The organism is Idiomarina sp. (assembly GCF_019431395.1).
Lineage (GTDB): Bacteria > Pseudomonadota > Gammaproteobacteria > Enterobacterales > Alteromonadaceae > Idiomarina.
Genome location: NZ_CP080268.1, coordinates 1,593,287 through 1,609,179 on the forward strand (window position 1 = coordinate 1,593,287; position 15,893 = coordinate 1,609,179).

At 50.5% G+C, this 15,893-nt stretch carries 10 protein-coding genes; 1 reads left to right on the top strand and 9 read right to left on the bottom strand.

The genetic code is table 11. The features are described from left to right. Positions 1 to 236: 236 nt before the first annotated feature. From KZ771_RS07850 to KZ771_RS07875, 6 genes are all read right to left on the bottom strand, one after another. A complete protein-coding gene (locus KZ771_RS07850; RefSeq protein ID WP_290569892.1) occupies positions 237 to 3,248 on the bottom strand; it encodes a TonB-dependent receptor in 3,012 nt (1,003 codons plus the stop codon). Between the two features lie 142 nt (positions 3,249 to 3,390). Next, complete coding sequence (locus KZ771_RS07855) at positions 3,391 to 4,029, bottom strand: 3'-5' exonuclease (RefSeq protein WP_290569891.1); 639 nt, start codon at positions 4,027 to 4,029, stop codon at positions 3,391 to 3,393. A 2-nt stretch (positions 4,030 to 4,031) separates the two neighbouring features. Further along, positions 4,032 to 5,864: a DUF294 nucleotidyltransferase-like domain-containing protein gene (locus KZ771_RS07860; protein ID WP_290569890.1), complete on the bottom strand. Its 1,833-nt coding sequence runs from the start codon at positions 5,862 to 5,864 to the stop codon at positions 4,032 to 4,034. A 557-nt stretch (positions 5,865 to 6,421) separates the two neighbouring features. Continuing rightward, positions 6,422 to 8,137 (bottom strand): sodium:solute symporter family protein, encoded by a 1,716-nt coding sequence (locus tag KZ771_RS07865; RefSeq protein ID WP_290652746.1) that lies wholly within the window; start codon positions 8,135 to 8,137, stop codon positions 6,422 to 6,424. A gap of 6 nt (positions 8,138 to 8,143) precedes the next feature. Continuing rightward, the gene (locus KZ771_RS07870) at positions 8,144 to 8,410 is read right to left on the bottom strand and encodes a DUF4212 domain-containing protein (protein ID WP_290652748.1); all 267 of its coding nucleotides are present in this window, start codon (positions 8,408 to 8,410) and stop codon (positions 8,144 to 8,146) included. 329 nt (positions 8,411 to 8,739) lie between these two features. Beyond that, the gene (locus KZ771_RS07875) at positions 8,740 to 12,189 is read right to left on the bottom strand and encodes a PAS domain-containing hybrid sensor histidine kinase/response regulator (protein ID WP_290652750.1); all 3,450 of its coding nucleotides are present in this window, start codon (positions 12,187 to 12,189) and stop codon (positions 8,740 to 8,742) included. A gap of 122 nt (positions 12,190 to 12,311) precedes the next feature. Between KZ771_RS07875 and KZ771_RS07880 the strand changes: the two genes are divergently transcribed. Next, positions 12,312 to 13,343: an IS110 family transposase gene (locus KZ771_RS07880; protein WP_290652752.1), complete on the top strand. Its 1,032-nt coding sequence runs from the start codon at positions 12,312 to 12,314 to the stop codon at positions 13,341 to 13,343. A 326-nt stretch (positions 13,344 to 13,669) separates the two neighbouring features. Here the strand turns inward: KZ771_RS07880 and KZ771_RS07885 are convergent, their stop codons facing one another. Genes KZ771_RS07885 through KZ771_RS07895 form a run of 3 tightly spaced genes read right to left on the bottom strand, consistent with a single transcriptional unit; the run spans position 13,670 to position 15,830 of the window. Beyond that, a complete protein-coding gene (locus tag KZ771_RS07885) occupies positions 13,670 to 14,302 on the bottom strand; it encodes a response regulator transcription factor (protein ID WP_133538733.1) in 633 nt (210 codons plus the stop codon). 48 nt (positions 14,303 to 14,350) lie between these two features. After that, positions 14,351 to 15,553, bottom strand: coding sequence for a type II toxin-antitoxin system HipA family toxin (locus KZ771_RS07890; RefSeq protein WP_290652754.1), 1,203 nt, complete (start codon positions 15,551 to 15,553; stop codon positions 14,351 to 14,353). Beyond that, positions 15,543 to 15,830, bottom strand: a complete 288-nt coding sequence (locus tag KZ771_RS07895; protein ID WP_290652755.1) for a helix-turn-helix transcriptional regulator — start codon at positions 15,828 to 15,830, stop codon at positions 15,543 to 15,545. The genes KZ771_RS07890 and KZ771_RS07895 overlap by 11 nt, the downstream gene beginning before the upstream one ends. Between the last annotated feature and the right edge of the window lie 63 nt (positions 15,831 to 15,893).

Genomic DNA, 15,893 nt, shown 5'->3' on the forward strand with positions numbered 1-15,893 from the left:
CCCCGGAACATTATTGTTATGAATCCACTTCGTGTTGTGGATGTTTAAAAGTTAGCAAGAAGTTATTTTAATGTAAACACTTTGTAACGCACATGTGGTTGTTTTGTTGAAATAATGTTGAACTCATCAACTTTTTGCTTGTCCCGGGTCAATTTTTAGGCGCAGATACGAAAAAACCGCCCCGAAGGGCGGTTTGTATTCTCGCTATTAAGTTTTAAATCTAAATTAACTTAGCTTTAGAACTTAACTGAAGCGCTGAACTGCACATAACGAGGCGACTGGAAAGAAGTCGGCGTCATGAACAATGGGTTAGCATCGCCCGGTCCACCGCTTTCTGCGAACTCGTAACGACGAGTTACTGCCGCAGAGTTCAACACGTTAAATACGTCTACACGGAAGTTGGTTTCAAACTCACCCAACATGGTGGTGTATTGCGCATTTAAGTCTATACGTGTACTCCACTCAGTTTCGCCATATGTACCGCGAGGCATTTGCGTGTAATTTGCTTCGCCTTCAGCGTCTGCACCACAGTTGCTAGAACAAACATAGAAGGTATCACCGTATACGGGTACGCCATCAGGGTGACCAATACCAAAGGCATTCAGCGGACGACCTGAAGAGATATTGACGTTAGCACCAACCGTGAAGTCTTCCATCAACGCGTAAGAACCATATACCTTGAAAGTATGACGGCGGTCGTTAGGCAAATCGCCATAAGCACCATCCATCAACGATGGGAAGTCAAAGTCCTGAGTAATACCCGCATCGGTTTGCGCGATGTCAGATTTTACCAGACCTTCGGTGTTACCATAGCTCTTAGACCAAGTGTAAGACGCGCTCATTGACCAAACCTGATCCCACGCTTTATTCAAGGTCAACTCAACAGCACTGTAGTTACGCTCAGCAGAAGGGTAGCCCAGCTCTTCAGGAGAGAAAGTTACCCAGCTATCTGCTGTGAAGTCACAGTTAGTATCTGCATACACAGTCATTTCTTCGCCTGGGTTACCCAGTACATAGCTTGGTGAACCATCACCATACCAAGCGCGCTGGAAGTAGTTTTCACAGCCAAACTTGTTCATGATGCCGTCTTCGATACTCATGTCATCGATAGCACCGCTTAACTCACGGCGGATACCACGAATACCCCAGCTCCAGTTTTCAGCAAACGCTGTCTGATAACCAAGAATAAATTCGTCTTGGTACATTGGGTCGATATCAGCATCAACGATTGAACGTGTATCAGGTACTGTACCGTCGGCGTTGGTTACGGTGTTTCCGATTTGTGGACCTAAGATCAAATCGTAAGCATCAAAACCAGCGATGGTAGTTTGCTCTACGCCTTCAAGTGCATAATAAGAAGTTTGGTCAAACTCGTTACCTGACAAACGCACGTTGGTATTGTTAGCAACCGGCAGGAAGTAACGGCCAACGTTGGCAAACACTTTAGACTGACCGTCGCCGTTTGGATCCCAGGAAATACCTAAACGTGGAGCAACCATGTCGTCGATTTTAACGAAGGTTTCGCCGCCGGCATTTTTGTTATCGAAGGTTTCCCAGCGAACACCCAATGTTGCAGTCACGTTGTCAGTAATTGACCAAACGTCTTCAACATAAAAAGCGGTCGCTTCAGTTTCGAATTCGCCGCCAACGGTGCGAATACGTTGTGACGCGTAGGCATCATAACCTTCAGGAGCGAATGTGCCGTTTGGTAGCTGAACCTGATTACCTTCATCGTTAACTGCATTCGAAATCAGGTAATAAGCACCCTCTGGACCTGAGTAACTTTGTTGAGAGAAAGACGTATTAGTCTCACTATCGTAACCAAAGCGCAGCAAGTGATCACCTAAGTACCACTCAAAGTCGATACGCATGGCTTCACGCGTATCAACACCAACCTGACCAGAATAGTTCGATGCGTCAGCACAACCCAGGTTTAAGCCGTAAGGTTTAGTATCACGGGTATCCTGAATTAAGGTACAGTTCGCATAAACCTCTGGATCAGAGCCCTCAGTTAGTGAGTATTCGTTTTCACCGTACATAGCGGTAACAGACAAATCGTCAGTCAGGTAACCGGTGTATTTAACAGACCAGTTATCACCGCCAGCTTCACTGTATGAAGTTTGCGGATTGCCAACAGTTGAGTTTGAATCAAGATCGTAACCGAAACTTTGCGTATCTGTTGTGCTTGAGTCCGAGAATGCTAAAAACTCCATCAAGTGGTTGGAGTTGATTTGCCAATCAACTTTAGCACCCCAGAACGCATCATCTGACTGGTCATTGAAATACGAAGTACCCTCAGAACCAACACTGTTGGTTTCCAGGTCACGCGGATTGTAGATCGCGTAGTAGAATAAGGTGTCTTCGATGATCGCACCTGACACAGAGATGTTTGCTTCTAGTTCATCACGCTCATCTGCTGCATTGTAAATATACATTTCGCCGTTACGACGACGCACATCAGGCGATTGTTCGCGGAAGCTATCCGGCGAGTAGTAAACGTTCGCGTTTACTTCAAACTCGTTAGTACCGCTTTTGGTTACGGCGTTGATAACACCACCGGTCGAACGACCGAATTCTGCAGAGTAACCACCGGTCAGTACTTCAAATTCTTTGTAGAATTCAAAAGGTACGTCAGAAAAACCTAGACCATTACGGAAGTTGGTTACGTTCAAGCCGTTGATGTAAACCGCGTTCTCGGCAACCGATGCACCGCCGAAAGAGGCCAGGTTACCAAAACGGTTATCACCCGCTGTTGTACTCGGTGCAAGCAAAGCAACGCTGGTTGCGTTACGCGGCACAGGAATACGGTCAATTTCTGCTTCACCAATGTTCAATGAGGTTGACGAAGAACGTGTATCAACCATCGAGATTGCCGTACCTGATACATCGATAGTTTCGATGTCAGTGTATAGCGGCACGGTTACATCACGCGAGCTACCGGCATTGATCACAAATTCTTGCGTCTGGTTGGGTTCAAAACCGCTTGCGTTCGCTGTTAGCGTGTAACGACCTGTCGGTAGTGAAGGAAAACGGTACTGGCCGTCTTCGCCAACCTGGATAGTACGTGTATAACCAGTTTCGACATTGCGAATGGTAACGCTAGCGCCAGTCACAACTTCTTGCTGATTATTGATAACACTACCGGTAACGCTACCGGTGGTGTTTTGAGCAACCGCAGACGCGGACATACCCATGGCAGCTGCAACCGCTGCAGCTGTTAATGTGCGTTTAAAAAACTGAGATTTCATAACTCGTAATACTCCCTGGAATATTATTCTTGTGCGCCCAGACCCCGGAAGGGAACCTGTGACGTTCGTCGAACATAACAACATGATCCAGCGATGTAAACGTTTTGTGTGGAAAATGTTTATTTCACATTAAATGTTTACACTATTTTAACAGATGTAGTGTTTTTGTTGACTCATCCGCATATTTAAAGGCCTGCGCCAAAAATAGTTCCGCACATGCATGAGTGTCTGTAAAAGCATGGTGAGATGTATAGTTTGGTAGCCCGCGCCTTGCCCTACATGCGCTTAAAGTTAACTGCCCTTGTTTTGGAGGACTGTCAGGGTTTTTGAACATTATGTTTTTTTCAAAGGCCAGCGTGTCAAAAACCCCCAAAGGCCTGAAATTTATTAAAAACTCCTTTTCGATGTGCTTTAAAAAGCGCCAATCCATACCCTTGTGATGGCACACCAGAACCGCGCCCTGTAAGGCCCGGCTTAACATGGCATAGGTTTGACGTGGATCAGAACTATGCAAAAAGTCCTGTTGCGTCAGCCCATGTATGGTGGGGCTTTGGCCCAGTTCCAGTTCTTGTCCGTGGGAGAACACGTGATATTGCGCACTGCCGGTGTGCATAACCGGCGGGTTAATTGACATCCAGGCGATGGACAGTACCTGATGCTTGTTTGGGTCAAGCCCGGTGGTCTCGATGTCCAGTGCGACATAACGTTGTTGTGTCCAGGGCTTTTGTAATTGTTGCCGGCGTTGGTACCAGTCGGCTAACGCACCGAGTAACTTACCCATGGTTAATATCCCTGGCGGCTGAACTTAAGACCCACGCCCTGCTGCGCTTCTTTAATAATTTTAAACGCAGACTTGAGTTGGCGCCGCGATAGCGTACTGAGCGCATCCGGGTCCAGTGCATTTTTCGGTTTGTCAGTATCCCACACGGCGAGTTGGTGATTAAGCCGCAACTGGGTCAGAAATTGCCACGCTTCCAACAAGGATTCGTTATCACGCTGGTTAAGTAACTTACTATTCTGCAACGCTTTTAGCCGCACCGGTGTGCTCGGCTCGGTTAAGCCTGCCTGTAGTGAATAGATGCGGGCAATATCGTTAATCAGGGCAATACCGTAGCGTTTAATATCAATAGTATCGCCATCGTCAGTATCCTCGGTTCTAAAGCGATTAAACAAACCTAAGGGTACCGAAATGCGGTTAACTAACATGGCTAAGTTACCCATAAACATCTCGTTTTGTGCCAACGTAGCGACCTGTTCACGGTAGTTCTGGTAAAACCGCCCGTTACCGACCACAGCACGACTGTCAAAAAATATCTGACAATACATCAACGCTTTCGGGGTTGGGCTTTGGGTCCACTTTTTGAATCGTTGTAACCATTGGTCGGTGGTGCCGCGACACTCCGGGTTTGACGCCATGATATTACCCGGGCACAGCGGAATACCGCATTCATGTAGCCCTTCGCAGACATACTCACCCAGGCCCTTAAACCAGTCTTTTTGCTTTTCTGTTAGGCCATTGGCAAGCAACAAGCCATTATCCTGATCCGAACTGAGCGTTTGGTCTTCCCGCCCCTGCGAGCCAAACGCCAGCCAGCTATACTGAGCCGGTGCCGCGCCGTATTGTTTTTCGTACAATTGAATAAGTTGCCGCGTCATGCCGTCGGTTAGCGACGCCATCAGTTGCCCAACCACCGTGGTGCGTTTTACCCGGTTGGCAAAGGTTTTTAAATATTCAGGCACCTTTTGCGCTTCCTGAATCAGTTGCTCGCGACTCTCCGCTTTGCGAATCGCGCTAATTAAGTACACCGGCTCACTGCGCTGCTGACGGATCAAGTCGGTCGCTGTCACCATCCCCACCGGTTGGTTCTTGCTATTTACCACCGGTAAATGGTGCACGTTACTGGCCGTCATGGTGGTTAACGCATCCAGCAGTGAGCGATTTTCCTCAACCGACTCCGGTAGCTGCGTCATTACCGCGGCAACGTTAACGTCGTACGACAAGCCCTGAGCAATAACCCGATTACGCAAATCCCGATCCGTTAAAATCCCCACTAACTGCCCGTCATCCACTACCAACACCGAGCTAATACCGTGCTCAGCCATGAGTTTGGCGGCATCCTGAATCGACGTATCGCTTGCCAAACTCACCGGCGCCATAGTCACTACCGAGCCCACAGTTTGCTCGGTCCAGTCATCACCACTGCCGTCACCACCGCCTTTTTCGGTCAACAGTCGCTCGCCGTGTGCACGGATAAAGTATTGTTCGAACTGCTTAGAGGCATTTCGCAGGCGATCAAAGGCGTGTTGCGGCAGCACATAAACAATGCCGTCTTCGATAGTCGTTAAGCGGTTTACAATCTCACGCCCGGTCAACAACGACGGAAACCCAAATAAGTCACCACTTTCCAACCGGTCAATCAAGCGCCCCTCACCGCTACGCAAGTCATAAACACCGGAGCGAACAATAAACAGCGCCGGCCGCATGTCATGCATGATCTCATTACAGTTCTGTTCGTTCATATAGACAGACTGCAACTGCGATACGGCCCAACGTCGTTGCTCGGCTTCAAGCTCATCAAACGGCGGGCAGTCTTCTAAAAAGCTATCAGGTTCCATTTTTTATGTCCTCTGCTTGAATTCGAGTGCTAGGCGCAGCCTGCGGCTGCTTGCTCGGCAGCGCGTGCTTCGCCGCGCTTTGCTTGGCGGCTTCGCTACGCTAGCCTTGCCTGGCGGCGCTGTCGCGCCTTGCTAAACACAAACGCGGAATGGGGATGGGCGTTTGGGTATGGGGTGGTGCCGCACGGGGACCGCTCCAAGCACGTCCGTGTGGCTTGTTTCCGGGCATCCATGCCCTCCAACATCCCCGTGCGCCACCACCCCATACCCAAACGCCCATCCCCATCCCGCTGTTTTTTCACAAGACGCGACAGCGCCGCCAAGCAAACGAGCGTAGCGAGAGCCAGGCAAGGCACGGCGGAGCACGTTCCGCCCGGCAAGCGGGCATAGCCCGCGCCTAGCGTATAAAAAAACCGGTGGGCAATTAATACCACACCGGCTTTGGTTGGGACTTCGCGCAACGTGCGCCCAAGGCGCACGGTACGATTAGTGTAGCGTGCGCCTTAGGCGCACGTTTAACTACAAACTGTAGCGTGCGCCTTGGGCGCACGTTTAACTTAATGGTCAGTCGCTTCGCCGGCACCTTTCGGGTAACGAATTGACTCAACCAGCTCCTGAATGTCTTCAGGGGCATCGCCTGTCATTTTGTGTACGATCGTGGCAACCACAAAGTTGATGATCATACCTAGGGTACCGATACCTTCTGGCGAGATACCAAAGAACCAGTTCTCCGGTGTGTTCAGTTCAGGTGAAACGAACTTGAAGAACACGATATACGAGAAGGTAAACAGAATACCCACAACCATACCCGCTACCGCGCCTTGACGGTTCATACGTTTATGGAAGATACCCAGAATGATCGCAGGGAAGAAGCTTGCTGCGGCTAAGCCGAAGGCAAATGCCACCACCTGCGCCACGAAGCCGGGCGGGTAAATACCAAAGTAGACAGAGATAAAGATCGCCACCGCTGCGGCCAGTCGGGCGTAGAACAGCTCCTTCTTATCAGTTATATCCGGCATCAGATTTCGCTTGAGTAAGTCATGCGAAACCGAGGTCGAGATAACCAATAGCAAGCCCGCTGAAGTCGACAATGCGGCGGCAACACCACCCGCAGCAACCAGCGCTACGACCCATGCTGGTAGTTCACCGATTTCCGGGTTAGCCAGTACCATGATGTCACGGTCGATGGTCATTTCGTTGCGCTCGTCGCCCGAATAGAACATCTTGCCATCGCCATTTTCATCTTCCCAGGTGATCAAACCGGTTTTCTCCCAGTTCTTAACCCAGCTTGGCGCGTTTTCATATTCAACACCCTGCAGGTCTGGACCGTTTATGGTGTTAAAGATGTTAACTTTCGCAAACGCAGCAATGGTAGGCGCAGTCAGGTAAACCACAGAGATGAACGTCAGTGCCCAGAACGCTGAGCGACGCGCATCACGTACTTTCGGTACCGTAAAGAAGCGTACGATAACGTGTGGCAGACCAGCCGTACCGACCATTAAAGCAGCGGTAATAAAGAATACATCGACTTTACTACGCACGCCTTCGGTGTAAGCCGCAAACCCGAGCTCTTGCGAGAGTCCATCGAGCCGTTCAAGCAGGAACTGCCCTGAGCCGGGAACCCCTTCCGCAATAGTCGCACCAAAGCCAGTTTGTGGTAACACATGACCCGTGATCAGCAACGACAGGAATACCGCTGGTACGATGTAAGCAAACATCAATACCACGTATTGCGCTACCTGCGTGTAGGTAATCCCTTTCATGCCGCCCAATACGGTGTAGAAGAACACGATAACCGCACCGATGATAACGCCGGTAGCGATATCAACTTCCAGGAACCGTGAGAACACCACACCCACGCCGCGCATTTGGCCGGCAATGTAGGTAAAGCAGATCAGGATGGCACACAGTACCGCGATGGTACGTGCGGTTTGTGAATAATAGCGGTCACCGATAAAGTCCGGCACGGTGAACTTACCAAACTTACGTAAGTAGGGTGCAAGACACATCGCCAGCAGCACATAACCACCGGTCCAACCCATCAGGTAAACCGAGCCGTCATAGCCTGCGAAGGCAACAATACCCGCCATTGAAATGAAAGACGCCGCCGACATCCAGTCCGCCGCGGTCGCCATACCGTTTGCAACGGGATGTACGCCACCACTGGCTACGTAGAAGTCATTGGTTGATCCGGCACGAGACCAAATTGCGATACCGATATATAACGCGAAGGTCAGGCCGACAATAATAAATGTGAGCGTTTGAATATCCATAGCGCACTAGTCCTCGTGAACTTCGTATTTGTTATCGAGTTTGGCCATGCCCTTCATGTAAATAAAGATGAGCAGGATGAAGGTGAGAATTGAGCCTTGCTGCGCAAACCAGAATCCCAGCTTTAAGCCGAAGAATGTGATTTGGTTCAAGACGTCCACCAGCAATATTCCAAAGCCGTAGGAAACAATAAACCAGACAACCAGTAGCTTTAACATCAAAGCCAGGTTCTCTTTCCAATACGCTTTGGCATCGCTTTCGTTTTTAAATGCCATAAACGTCCCCTCTTATTTGTTAATGGTTTTTTTGAACGTTACTTGTTGTTCGCTAACAAATGTAGATGGAGTTGTTAAGAAAAAGAATTGGACTTTGGTCTAACAGCCGCTGTATGTCGCTTTGCGACGGCTATTTGTTGCTGCGCAACGGCTGTTTGCGATGTGCCTTCGGCCATCGCGGCTTTTTTGCATTCGCTGCGCTCATGCAGGAAAACCATGTTTGACCATTATTTTCTGTCTCGCCCAAACAGCCGCAACGAGCGAAGCGATGTTGCCAACAGCCGCACCGCAGGTGCAAACAGCCGTCGCGCAGCGACATACAGCCTTACTCATCGCGATGAGATATACTTTAGTAAGGCCTTCAGCGACGCCGGCTTAACCGGTTTGGGCAGGAAGTGCAGTTTGGCCTGGCGGGCGGCGTGTTTGACGGTGTCGTCGCGCATGGCGGTGACGAGTGCGCCGGGCAGGTCGTCTTTTTGCCAGATGTGGCGTAGTTCGTGTACCAGTGCCAGGCCGTCGCCCTCGCCCAGCTGGTAATCTAACAGCATGCCGTCAACGGCTGCGTTGCTTTTCGCGTATTCAATTGCACTGGCGTAGCTTTGGCAGGTTATCGCTGCGCAATTCCATTTTTCCAGCAAGGCTTTAACGGCGTTTAGGTTGTCTTTGTCATCGTCAACAACCAGTAAAGTTAACTCTGCCGTAGGTGCTTCGTCGGTTTGGTATTGCGGTTTGTGCACGATCTGCGCGGCGCTGCCCAATGGCACGGTCACTGAGAAGCACGAACCTTTACCCTCTACCGAGTTAATCTGCAGTTCACAGCCCAGTTGTTCACTCATACGCTGTGCCACGCTTAAGCCTAAGCCGACGCCTTCGACGTTCTGGTTCTGAATGCGGTAAAAAGCGTCGAATACTTTGTTTTGCTGTTGTGCAGCAATGCCCGGACCGGTATCCCATACCGCGATTTGCAGATAATCGCCGCGCTTTCTTACGCCCAGTAAGACCTTGCCGGTATGGGTGTATTTAATCGCGTTGGATAAAAAGTTCTGCACAATACGGCGCAGATAGGTTGGGTCGGTGTACACCGGCCGATCCTTGTAAAAGGCATTAAATTCCAGTTGTCGTTGTTCGGCAAGAACCGTGTATTCCTCCACTAAAGGCGACAAAATCGAGCTTAACTGGATATGCCGGAACTGCGGTTGCAACGCCCCCTGGTCCATTTTTGCAATGGATAACAGCGTCGACAATAAGTGTTCGGTTGAACCCAATGCGGTGTCTAACTTGCCGATGAGCCCGATGTTGCGCTCGGATAATTCTTTTTCGTCAATCGCCGACAGATACAATCGCGCTGCGTTGAGCGGCTGCAGAATATCGTGGCTGGCCAGCGCTAAAAAGCGGGTTTTGGATGCGTTGGCGGCTTCGGCCTCGGCTTTGGCTTTTTTCAGTTGCTCTTCGACTTCGCGGCGACGATCAATTTCGGCGGTTAGCTCCTGGTTAATCTCGCGGATCTCCTGGGTGCGGGTATCCACCCGCTGCTCCAGATCGATATTGGCGTCTTCCAGCGCCTGCTGAGTCTCGACGTGCTCAGTAATGTCGGTAAAACTGGTAACAAAGCCGCCGCTGGGCAGCGGGTTACCGACCATTTCGATCACCCGGCCATCCGCTCGGCGGCGAATAAATCGGTGTGGCGAGCCCATTTGCATGTGGCGTAAGCGCTTACTAACTAGCTCATCGATGTCACCCGGTCCGCACTCGCCGCGTTCGGCGTTATAGCGAATTAACATGGCTATCGGTTGGCCCGGCTTGACCATGCCTTCGGGGTAGTCAAACAAATCCAGGTAGCGGGCATTCCAGGCCACCAGCTTTAACTCTTTGTCGACCACGCTAATGCCCTGCGCCAGATTTTCCAGCGAACTGAACAATATCGACTGCTGGGTTTGCAGCGCCTGGGTAGTATCGTCGAAAAAGTGCACGACCTCTTCTAAGTTCAACTGTTTGTCGCGCAGTGCCGCCTGAATTAACGAGCGTGCGGTAGCGGACCCCAGCACCCCGGCAATGGCGCGTTCAACATATTGAATCAGCGCCTGCTCGGCCACCGCTTCTGCCCTAAGGGACTGGTTCTCGTCCGGGCTCTGATAATAGGACATCAACTGCTGCGCCCGTTCGGCACCTAAAAAGGTTTTCAGCAACAACATCATGTCGGCATTGGTCGCATGATGGTTTTTGTGCAGGTTGTTATCGGGTAGCGCAGCGCGCGGTTTGACAAAGGCGGTGGCCTGAATGCGGTCAACTAAGCGCGGCTGCGCCAGCATCGAAAACGCAATATAGGCAATCAGGTTCATGCTCAGCGAAATCACCGTGCCGCGGGTAATTACCTCAACGTCGGTCAATTCAAGGTTACTGTATAACGGAGTTAAAACCGCTACGATCCAGCCGATGGAGCCCGCGGTCAGGCCCGCATAAACACCGCGAGCATGGCCTTTGCGCCAATACAGCGCACCAATTAATGTAGGCAGCAATTGCAGCACCAGCGAGAATGCCAGCAGGCCGATACTGACCAGATCGGTGCGCGACGCCCAAAAGTAATAACATAAAAATGACAGCGCCATGGTCACGGCTATTGCCCAGCGGCGGAATTTTAACAGCGTGCGGTCGTATTCGCGGCGACGTTCTTTAAGCGGTAACTTAGACTCGCGCTGCAATAGCAGCGGCATAATCACGTCGTTAGTGACCATGGTACTCAGGGTTACCGAGGCAATAATCACCATTGCCGTGGCCGCCGAAATACCGCCGATAAACACCACCAACGATAACCACAACTGGTCTTGCAGCAATGGTAGTTGCAGTGAAAAGGTCGACCCATCCGCACCTGCGGGTAAGTACATACTTCCGGCCACGGCAATGGGCACAATGGCCGCTGCGGTAATAGCCAGGTACAACGGGAAGCCCCAGCGCGCGGTTTTTAAGTGCTTAACGTTAACGTTATCGACTACCGCCACGTGAAACTGCCGCGGCAGGCAAAGGATCGCGCCGGCTGCCATCAGCGTTTGTACGATAAACTCAAATTCACCGAATGCGGCCAGACTCCACTGCGGTTTTTCTATCGACTGAAAGGTTTGCGCCAGCTGATACTGCATGTCGTCGTTAATGAGCTCGAAGGCAAAAATTGCTGCGGCAACCAGTGCCGCTAGCTTGATCATAGACTCCACTGCAATGGCTAAAATCATGCCACTGCGGTACTCGGTGACTTCCACGTGGCGGGTACCGAACAGCATCGCGAACATCGCCATCAGGGCTGCGGCGCCCAGCTCTTTTAGTGAGAATTCACTGGCGACGGAATCTACCTCGGTTAACACCGAAAAGCTTAAGCCCACGGCTTTTAACTGCAGAGCTATATACGGCACAATCGCCAGCGCTGCGATGGTGGTAACAACAACGGCTAGCCGGCGCTTTTTGCCATAGCGGGAAGAAATAAAGTCCGCAATCGAGGTGATATTTTGCTGTTTACTGACCGATACCAGCTTTTCGAGGATACGGATGCCAAACAGGAACAGCAGAATCGGGCCCAGCAGGATCGGGAAAAACGCCCAGCCCTCGTTGGCGGCATTACCAACGGCGCCGTAATAAGTCCAGGAGGTGCAGTAAATGGCCAGTGACATGGCATAGACAAACGGCCGGTGACTGAGCCGGTTTGCCCATGAGTTTTTCTGATCGCCCCAGCTCGCCACGGTAAACAAAAACACCACATACAGCAGCGAAGCCAGCACCAAAATCCACGTCATTGTTTAGCGCCCATCAAGAAACATATCGTAGCTTGATGAGATGGTCCCCTCCCTCCTAAACGGCATCGCAATGTGCCAATATAGAGTTTCGAAGATTCTATAAAGAGGAAAGGAGAGGACCAATGGCTATTGTAAACAGAATTGCCCTTGATTTGGCAAAAGATTTTATTCAGGTGTTGGCTCTGGATGAGAGCGAGCAGGAAGTATTTAATAAAAAGCTTCGCAGTAACAAGGTGTTAGCTAAGCTGGCCACGCTGAAAAGAACCGATGATTGCGAAGTGGCCGTTGAGTCCTGCGGAATGAGTCATCACTGGCGACGGGAAATCGAAAAGCTGGGTTATAAAACGGTGGCGTTGCCACCGCGATTTGTAAAAGCTTACCTGCAGGGTGAGAAAAACGATGCGAATGATGCACGGGCGATAGCCGAAGCGGCATCGAGACCGAACAGGAAGTCGGTTCGGATAAAAAGCATCGAGCAGCAGGACTTAGCGCTCATGGTTAGTCAGCGTGACAGTCGTGTGCAAACACGAACACAGGAGGCTAACCGCTTGCGTAGCGTGTTGGCTGAATACGGCATCACCATGCCGCAGCGGATAAGCTCCATACTCAAACGGGTGCCGGAGATATTGGAAGATGCGGACAACGCACTGACAGCCAGAAGCAGAGACCTTGTGTTACGGCAGTATGAACTGCTCAAAACAATGGACGAAGAAGTCAAAGCAATGGATAAGCTGTTGTCGGCTGAAGCAAATAATACTGACGACAGTCGACGTCTTATGACGATACCGGGTATCGGCCCGGTGACTGCGGTGTCGTTGCTGGCATTAATCGGGGATGTGAGCGATTTTAAGCGCGGGCGCAACGTGTCGGAATATCTGGGGCTTGTGCCGCGGCAAAACAGCAGTGGCGGTAAAGACCGGTTAGGTGGTATCACCAAAAAAGGCAATACCCGGTTGCGAACATTGCTGGTGCATGGCGCACGCTCAGCGCTACGGATGGCGCATAAACGCAACGACAAACTGAGCCTGTGGGCGCAGGATGTCGCAAAGCGGCGGGGCAATAACATTGCCGCCGTGGCGCTGGCCAACAAGCACGCACGGATAATCTGGGCGATGCTGACACATAAAGAAGATTACCGGATGGCTGCCGCCTAAGCGGCAACCACCGATCCGAGGTAAACGAAGGTTCAAACCTTCCGGAGTTGCTAACTTCAACAGGATGGTAAACACGGGTAAACCGGCAACGGCTGAGACTGACAAGGCGCTGTTACTCAGATAACGTTAGCTTGATAAGCCAGTCGTTGGGCGGAGTTCATCCAGGCCAGGTGACAAGTCACCAGAAACAGGCCGTATATATGCGAGCACCCAACATTTACCACAACGTTGACGTTGCAAAACGGGAGGGGACCATATATGCGCCTTTGGCGCAAGTCACAAAAAACATCCTCGCGCCAGAGGCGCGAGCTACCGTAACAAACAAGTCACAACTGCAGTCGCTCGGCTACCAGCACGGCCTGGGTGCGGCTGTAGACGCCGAGTTTGCGGAATATGGCGGTGATATGCGCTTTAACGGTCGCTTCGGTAATATTCAGCTGGTAGGCAATCTGCTTATTCAGCAAGCCCTCGTGCAAAAAGTGCAGTACCCGATATTGTTGCGGTGTCAGCTCAGACACTTTGCGCGCCAGCTCCTGATCCTCGTCGGTAATGCTATCCAAGCGGCCACGGGTTTCTTCAGGCACCCAGGTATCGCCCTGCAGAATGGTATCAATCGCCTCGGCAATTTTCGCCGACGACAACGACTTAGGAATAAAACCGAGCGCCCCAAAACCAATGCATTTAGCCACAATCGATGCATCTTCAGAGCCGGAAATAATAGCCACCGGCAATAACGGAAAGTCTTCGCGAACACGGATCAGGCCATACAGATCGCCGCTGCCCGGCATGTGCAGATCAAGCAATAACAGATCCACGTCATCATCTTGATTAAGCGCCGCCAGCGTCGAGTCCAGATCCTCCGCCTCACGCAAAGTCAGTTCTTCAAAATGATTACCCAGCGCACCCTGCAACGCCTCGCGGAACAACGGATGATCATCCGCAATCAAAAACTTAGCCATAATTATTCTTATCTTCGAAGCAATTGCTATAAGCTACCCAACTTGCCGCTAACGCGCAAGGTTGGGGATAATACCCTTCAGCCGTTCAATATCGCCATCACTGACTCCCGCTCGGGAAAAATGCACTTCCCAATCGTCCACCAAGTCATGAATATCATTCACAATTGCTTGGGCTTTTTGCGCGGAAAGACCAAAGCGCTTGGCTTGCGACAATAAGTTTTTACGACTGGCAAAGCGCCCTTCGTCACCCAGGCCGATTGCATGTAAGCGCGTATTATTAACAGGCAAAACATCGTAAGCAGGCGATAATTGCCAACCTCCGCCTTTTAAGTGCCAAATTAACGCATGGTTGCGACCGTGGTCATCGGTGTTACCAATTAAGGCATTAAAAACCATTCGTTTGTAGAGTTCTTCCGCGTCTTTGGCACGTCTGCTGTATCGCCGCAAGTACTCGGCCAGCGCTCCGTACGAGTACCATTTTGTTAACGCAGCCTCACTCACATGCCCTTCCAATAGCAGCGAATTAGCACTTATAAGGTGGTGTGAAACATCTGTTCCACTGCGGTCAAAACGTCGCACTAGTAACAGAACTTCAACCCCATTGATTAATTCCGTTTCTGCAACGTTGACGTCATCAATCTGGGATAATAGCTGCATCGCGGCAAATTCTGCCCGACAAATATTTATCAGATCATCGCTGCGGTTGAATTTAACCAAATGCATTTGGTTATCATGGATTAATACGGTTTTAGGTCGAGCTCCTCCCATTGAATCGCCATACTGAAAGGCCTTTTTGACCTCGACCGAGACGGTTTCGGAGGCTAGGATTTTGTTTTTACCCTCTACCAGTAAATTCAAATTATCCAATGAGTTTCGATTAGTGGGAGACTTCGATTTACTCCGCGAAAGACTAAAACTGAGCGCCCCGACACCCATTGAGGCCCCGGCAATAATAAATTCGAGTTCATTTTTTGGTTTGGTTTTGCGAAGTTGCAAAATCAGCTTGCGACCCCACGCGTCAGCACCAGCATCACTCAATACACCGAAAAGCCCCGTATTGACACGTGTCTCGTGGGTATTTTCTGTCAGCGGTAAATGAATCGGGTCAAGCGCAAAGGCATCATGTCGTGCCAAATAGGACTTACCATATCGAAATCGCCCAAATTGGTTCACCGCATCGTACTGCACCACTCCGCAAATTACCGGTTCAGTTTCTAATCCCTCGACAAAAACATAGGCTTCAGAAATCATTTGGCAAATCACTTTCAGGTTTACGTTTTTTCCGCAGCGGCGCGTTGGCCAGGCGTGCATTCTGTTCATCGCCGACCGCAATGTAGTCGTCCAGCAAACCCAAAAGTTCGAGGGCTGTGAATAAGGTCTCTGCATTCACCGGTTGGCCATTTTCCAAACGCGATAGCGTGGCAACGCCACACCCCACGCGCTGAGCAAAATTGACTTGATCCATCGTTTTCGACCGGGTGCGTTTAACAATGCTGCCGAGGGTAGTTAAGAATTCTTCAGATTTCATTTATCATATTTTACCAATTAGCAACTTATTTATTAAATATAGACTATTAATATACTACATCAA

What these genes read in the sequence shown, in the direction of transcription:
- KZ771_RS07895 (WP_290652755.1), bottom strand. Translation starts at nt 15,830, where the DNA reads ATGAAATCTGAAGAATTCTTAACTACCCTCGGCAGCATTGTTAAACGC.
- KZ771_RS07860 (WP_290569890.1), bottom strand. Translation starts at nt 5,864, where the DNA reads ATGGAACCTGATAGCTTTTTAGAAGACTGCCCGCCGTTTGATGAGCTT.
- KZ771_RS07890 (WP_290652754.1), bottom strand. Translation starts at nt 15,553, where the DNA reads ATGATTTCTGAAGCCTATGTTTTTGTCGAGGGATTAGAAACTGAACCG.
- KZ771_RS07875 (WP_290652750.1), bottom strand. Translation starts at nt 12,189, where the DNA reads ATGACGTGGATTTTGGTGCTGGCTTCGCTGCTGTATGTGGTGTTTTTG.
- KZ771_RS07850 (WP_290569892.1), bottom strand. Translation starts at nt 3,248, where the DNA reads ATGAAATCTCAGTTTTTTAAACGCACATTAACAGCTGCAGCGGTTGCA.
- KZ771_RS07885 (WP_133538733.1), bottom strand. Translation starts at nt 14,302, where the DNA reads ATGGCTAAGTTTTTGATTGCGGATGATCATCCGTTGTTCCGCGAGGCG.
- KZ771_RS07865 (WP_290652746.1), bottom strand. Translation starts at nt 8,137, where the DNA reads ATGGATATTCAAACGCTCACATTTATTATTGTCGGCCTGACCTTCGCG.
- KZ771_RS07870 (WP_290652748.1), bottom strand. Translation starts at nt 8,410, where the DNA reads ATGGCATTTAAAAACGAAAGCGATGCCAAAGCGTATTGGAAAGAGAAC.
- KZ771_RS07880 (WP_290652752.1), top strand. Translation starts at nt 12,312, where the DNA reads ATGGCTATTGTAAACAGAATTGCCCTTGATTTGGCAAAAGATTTTATT.
- KZ771_RS07855 (WP_290569891.1), bottom strand. Translation starts at nt 4,029, where the DNA reads ATGGGTAAGTTACTCGGTGCGTTAGCCGACTGGTACCAACGCCGGCAA.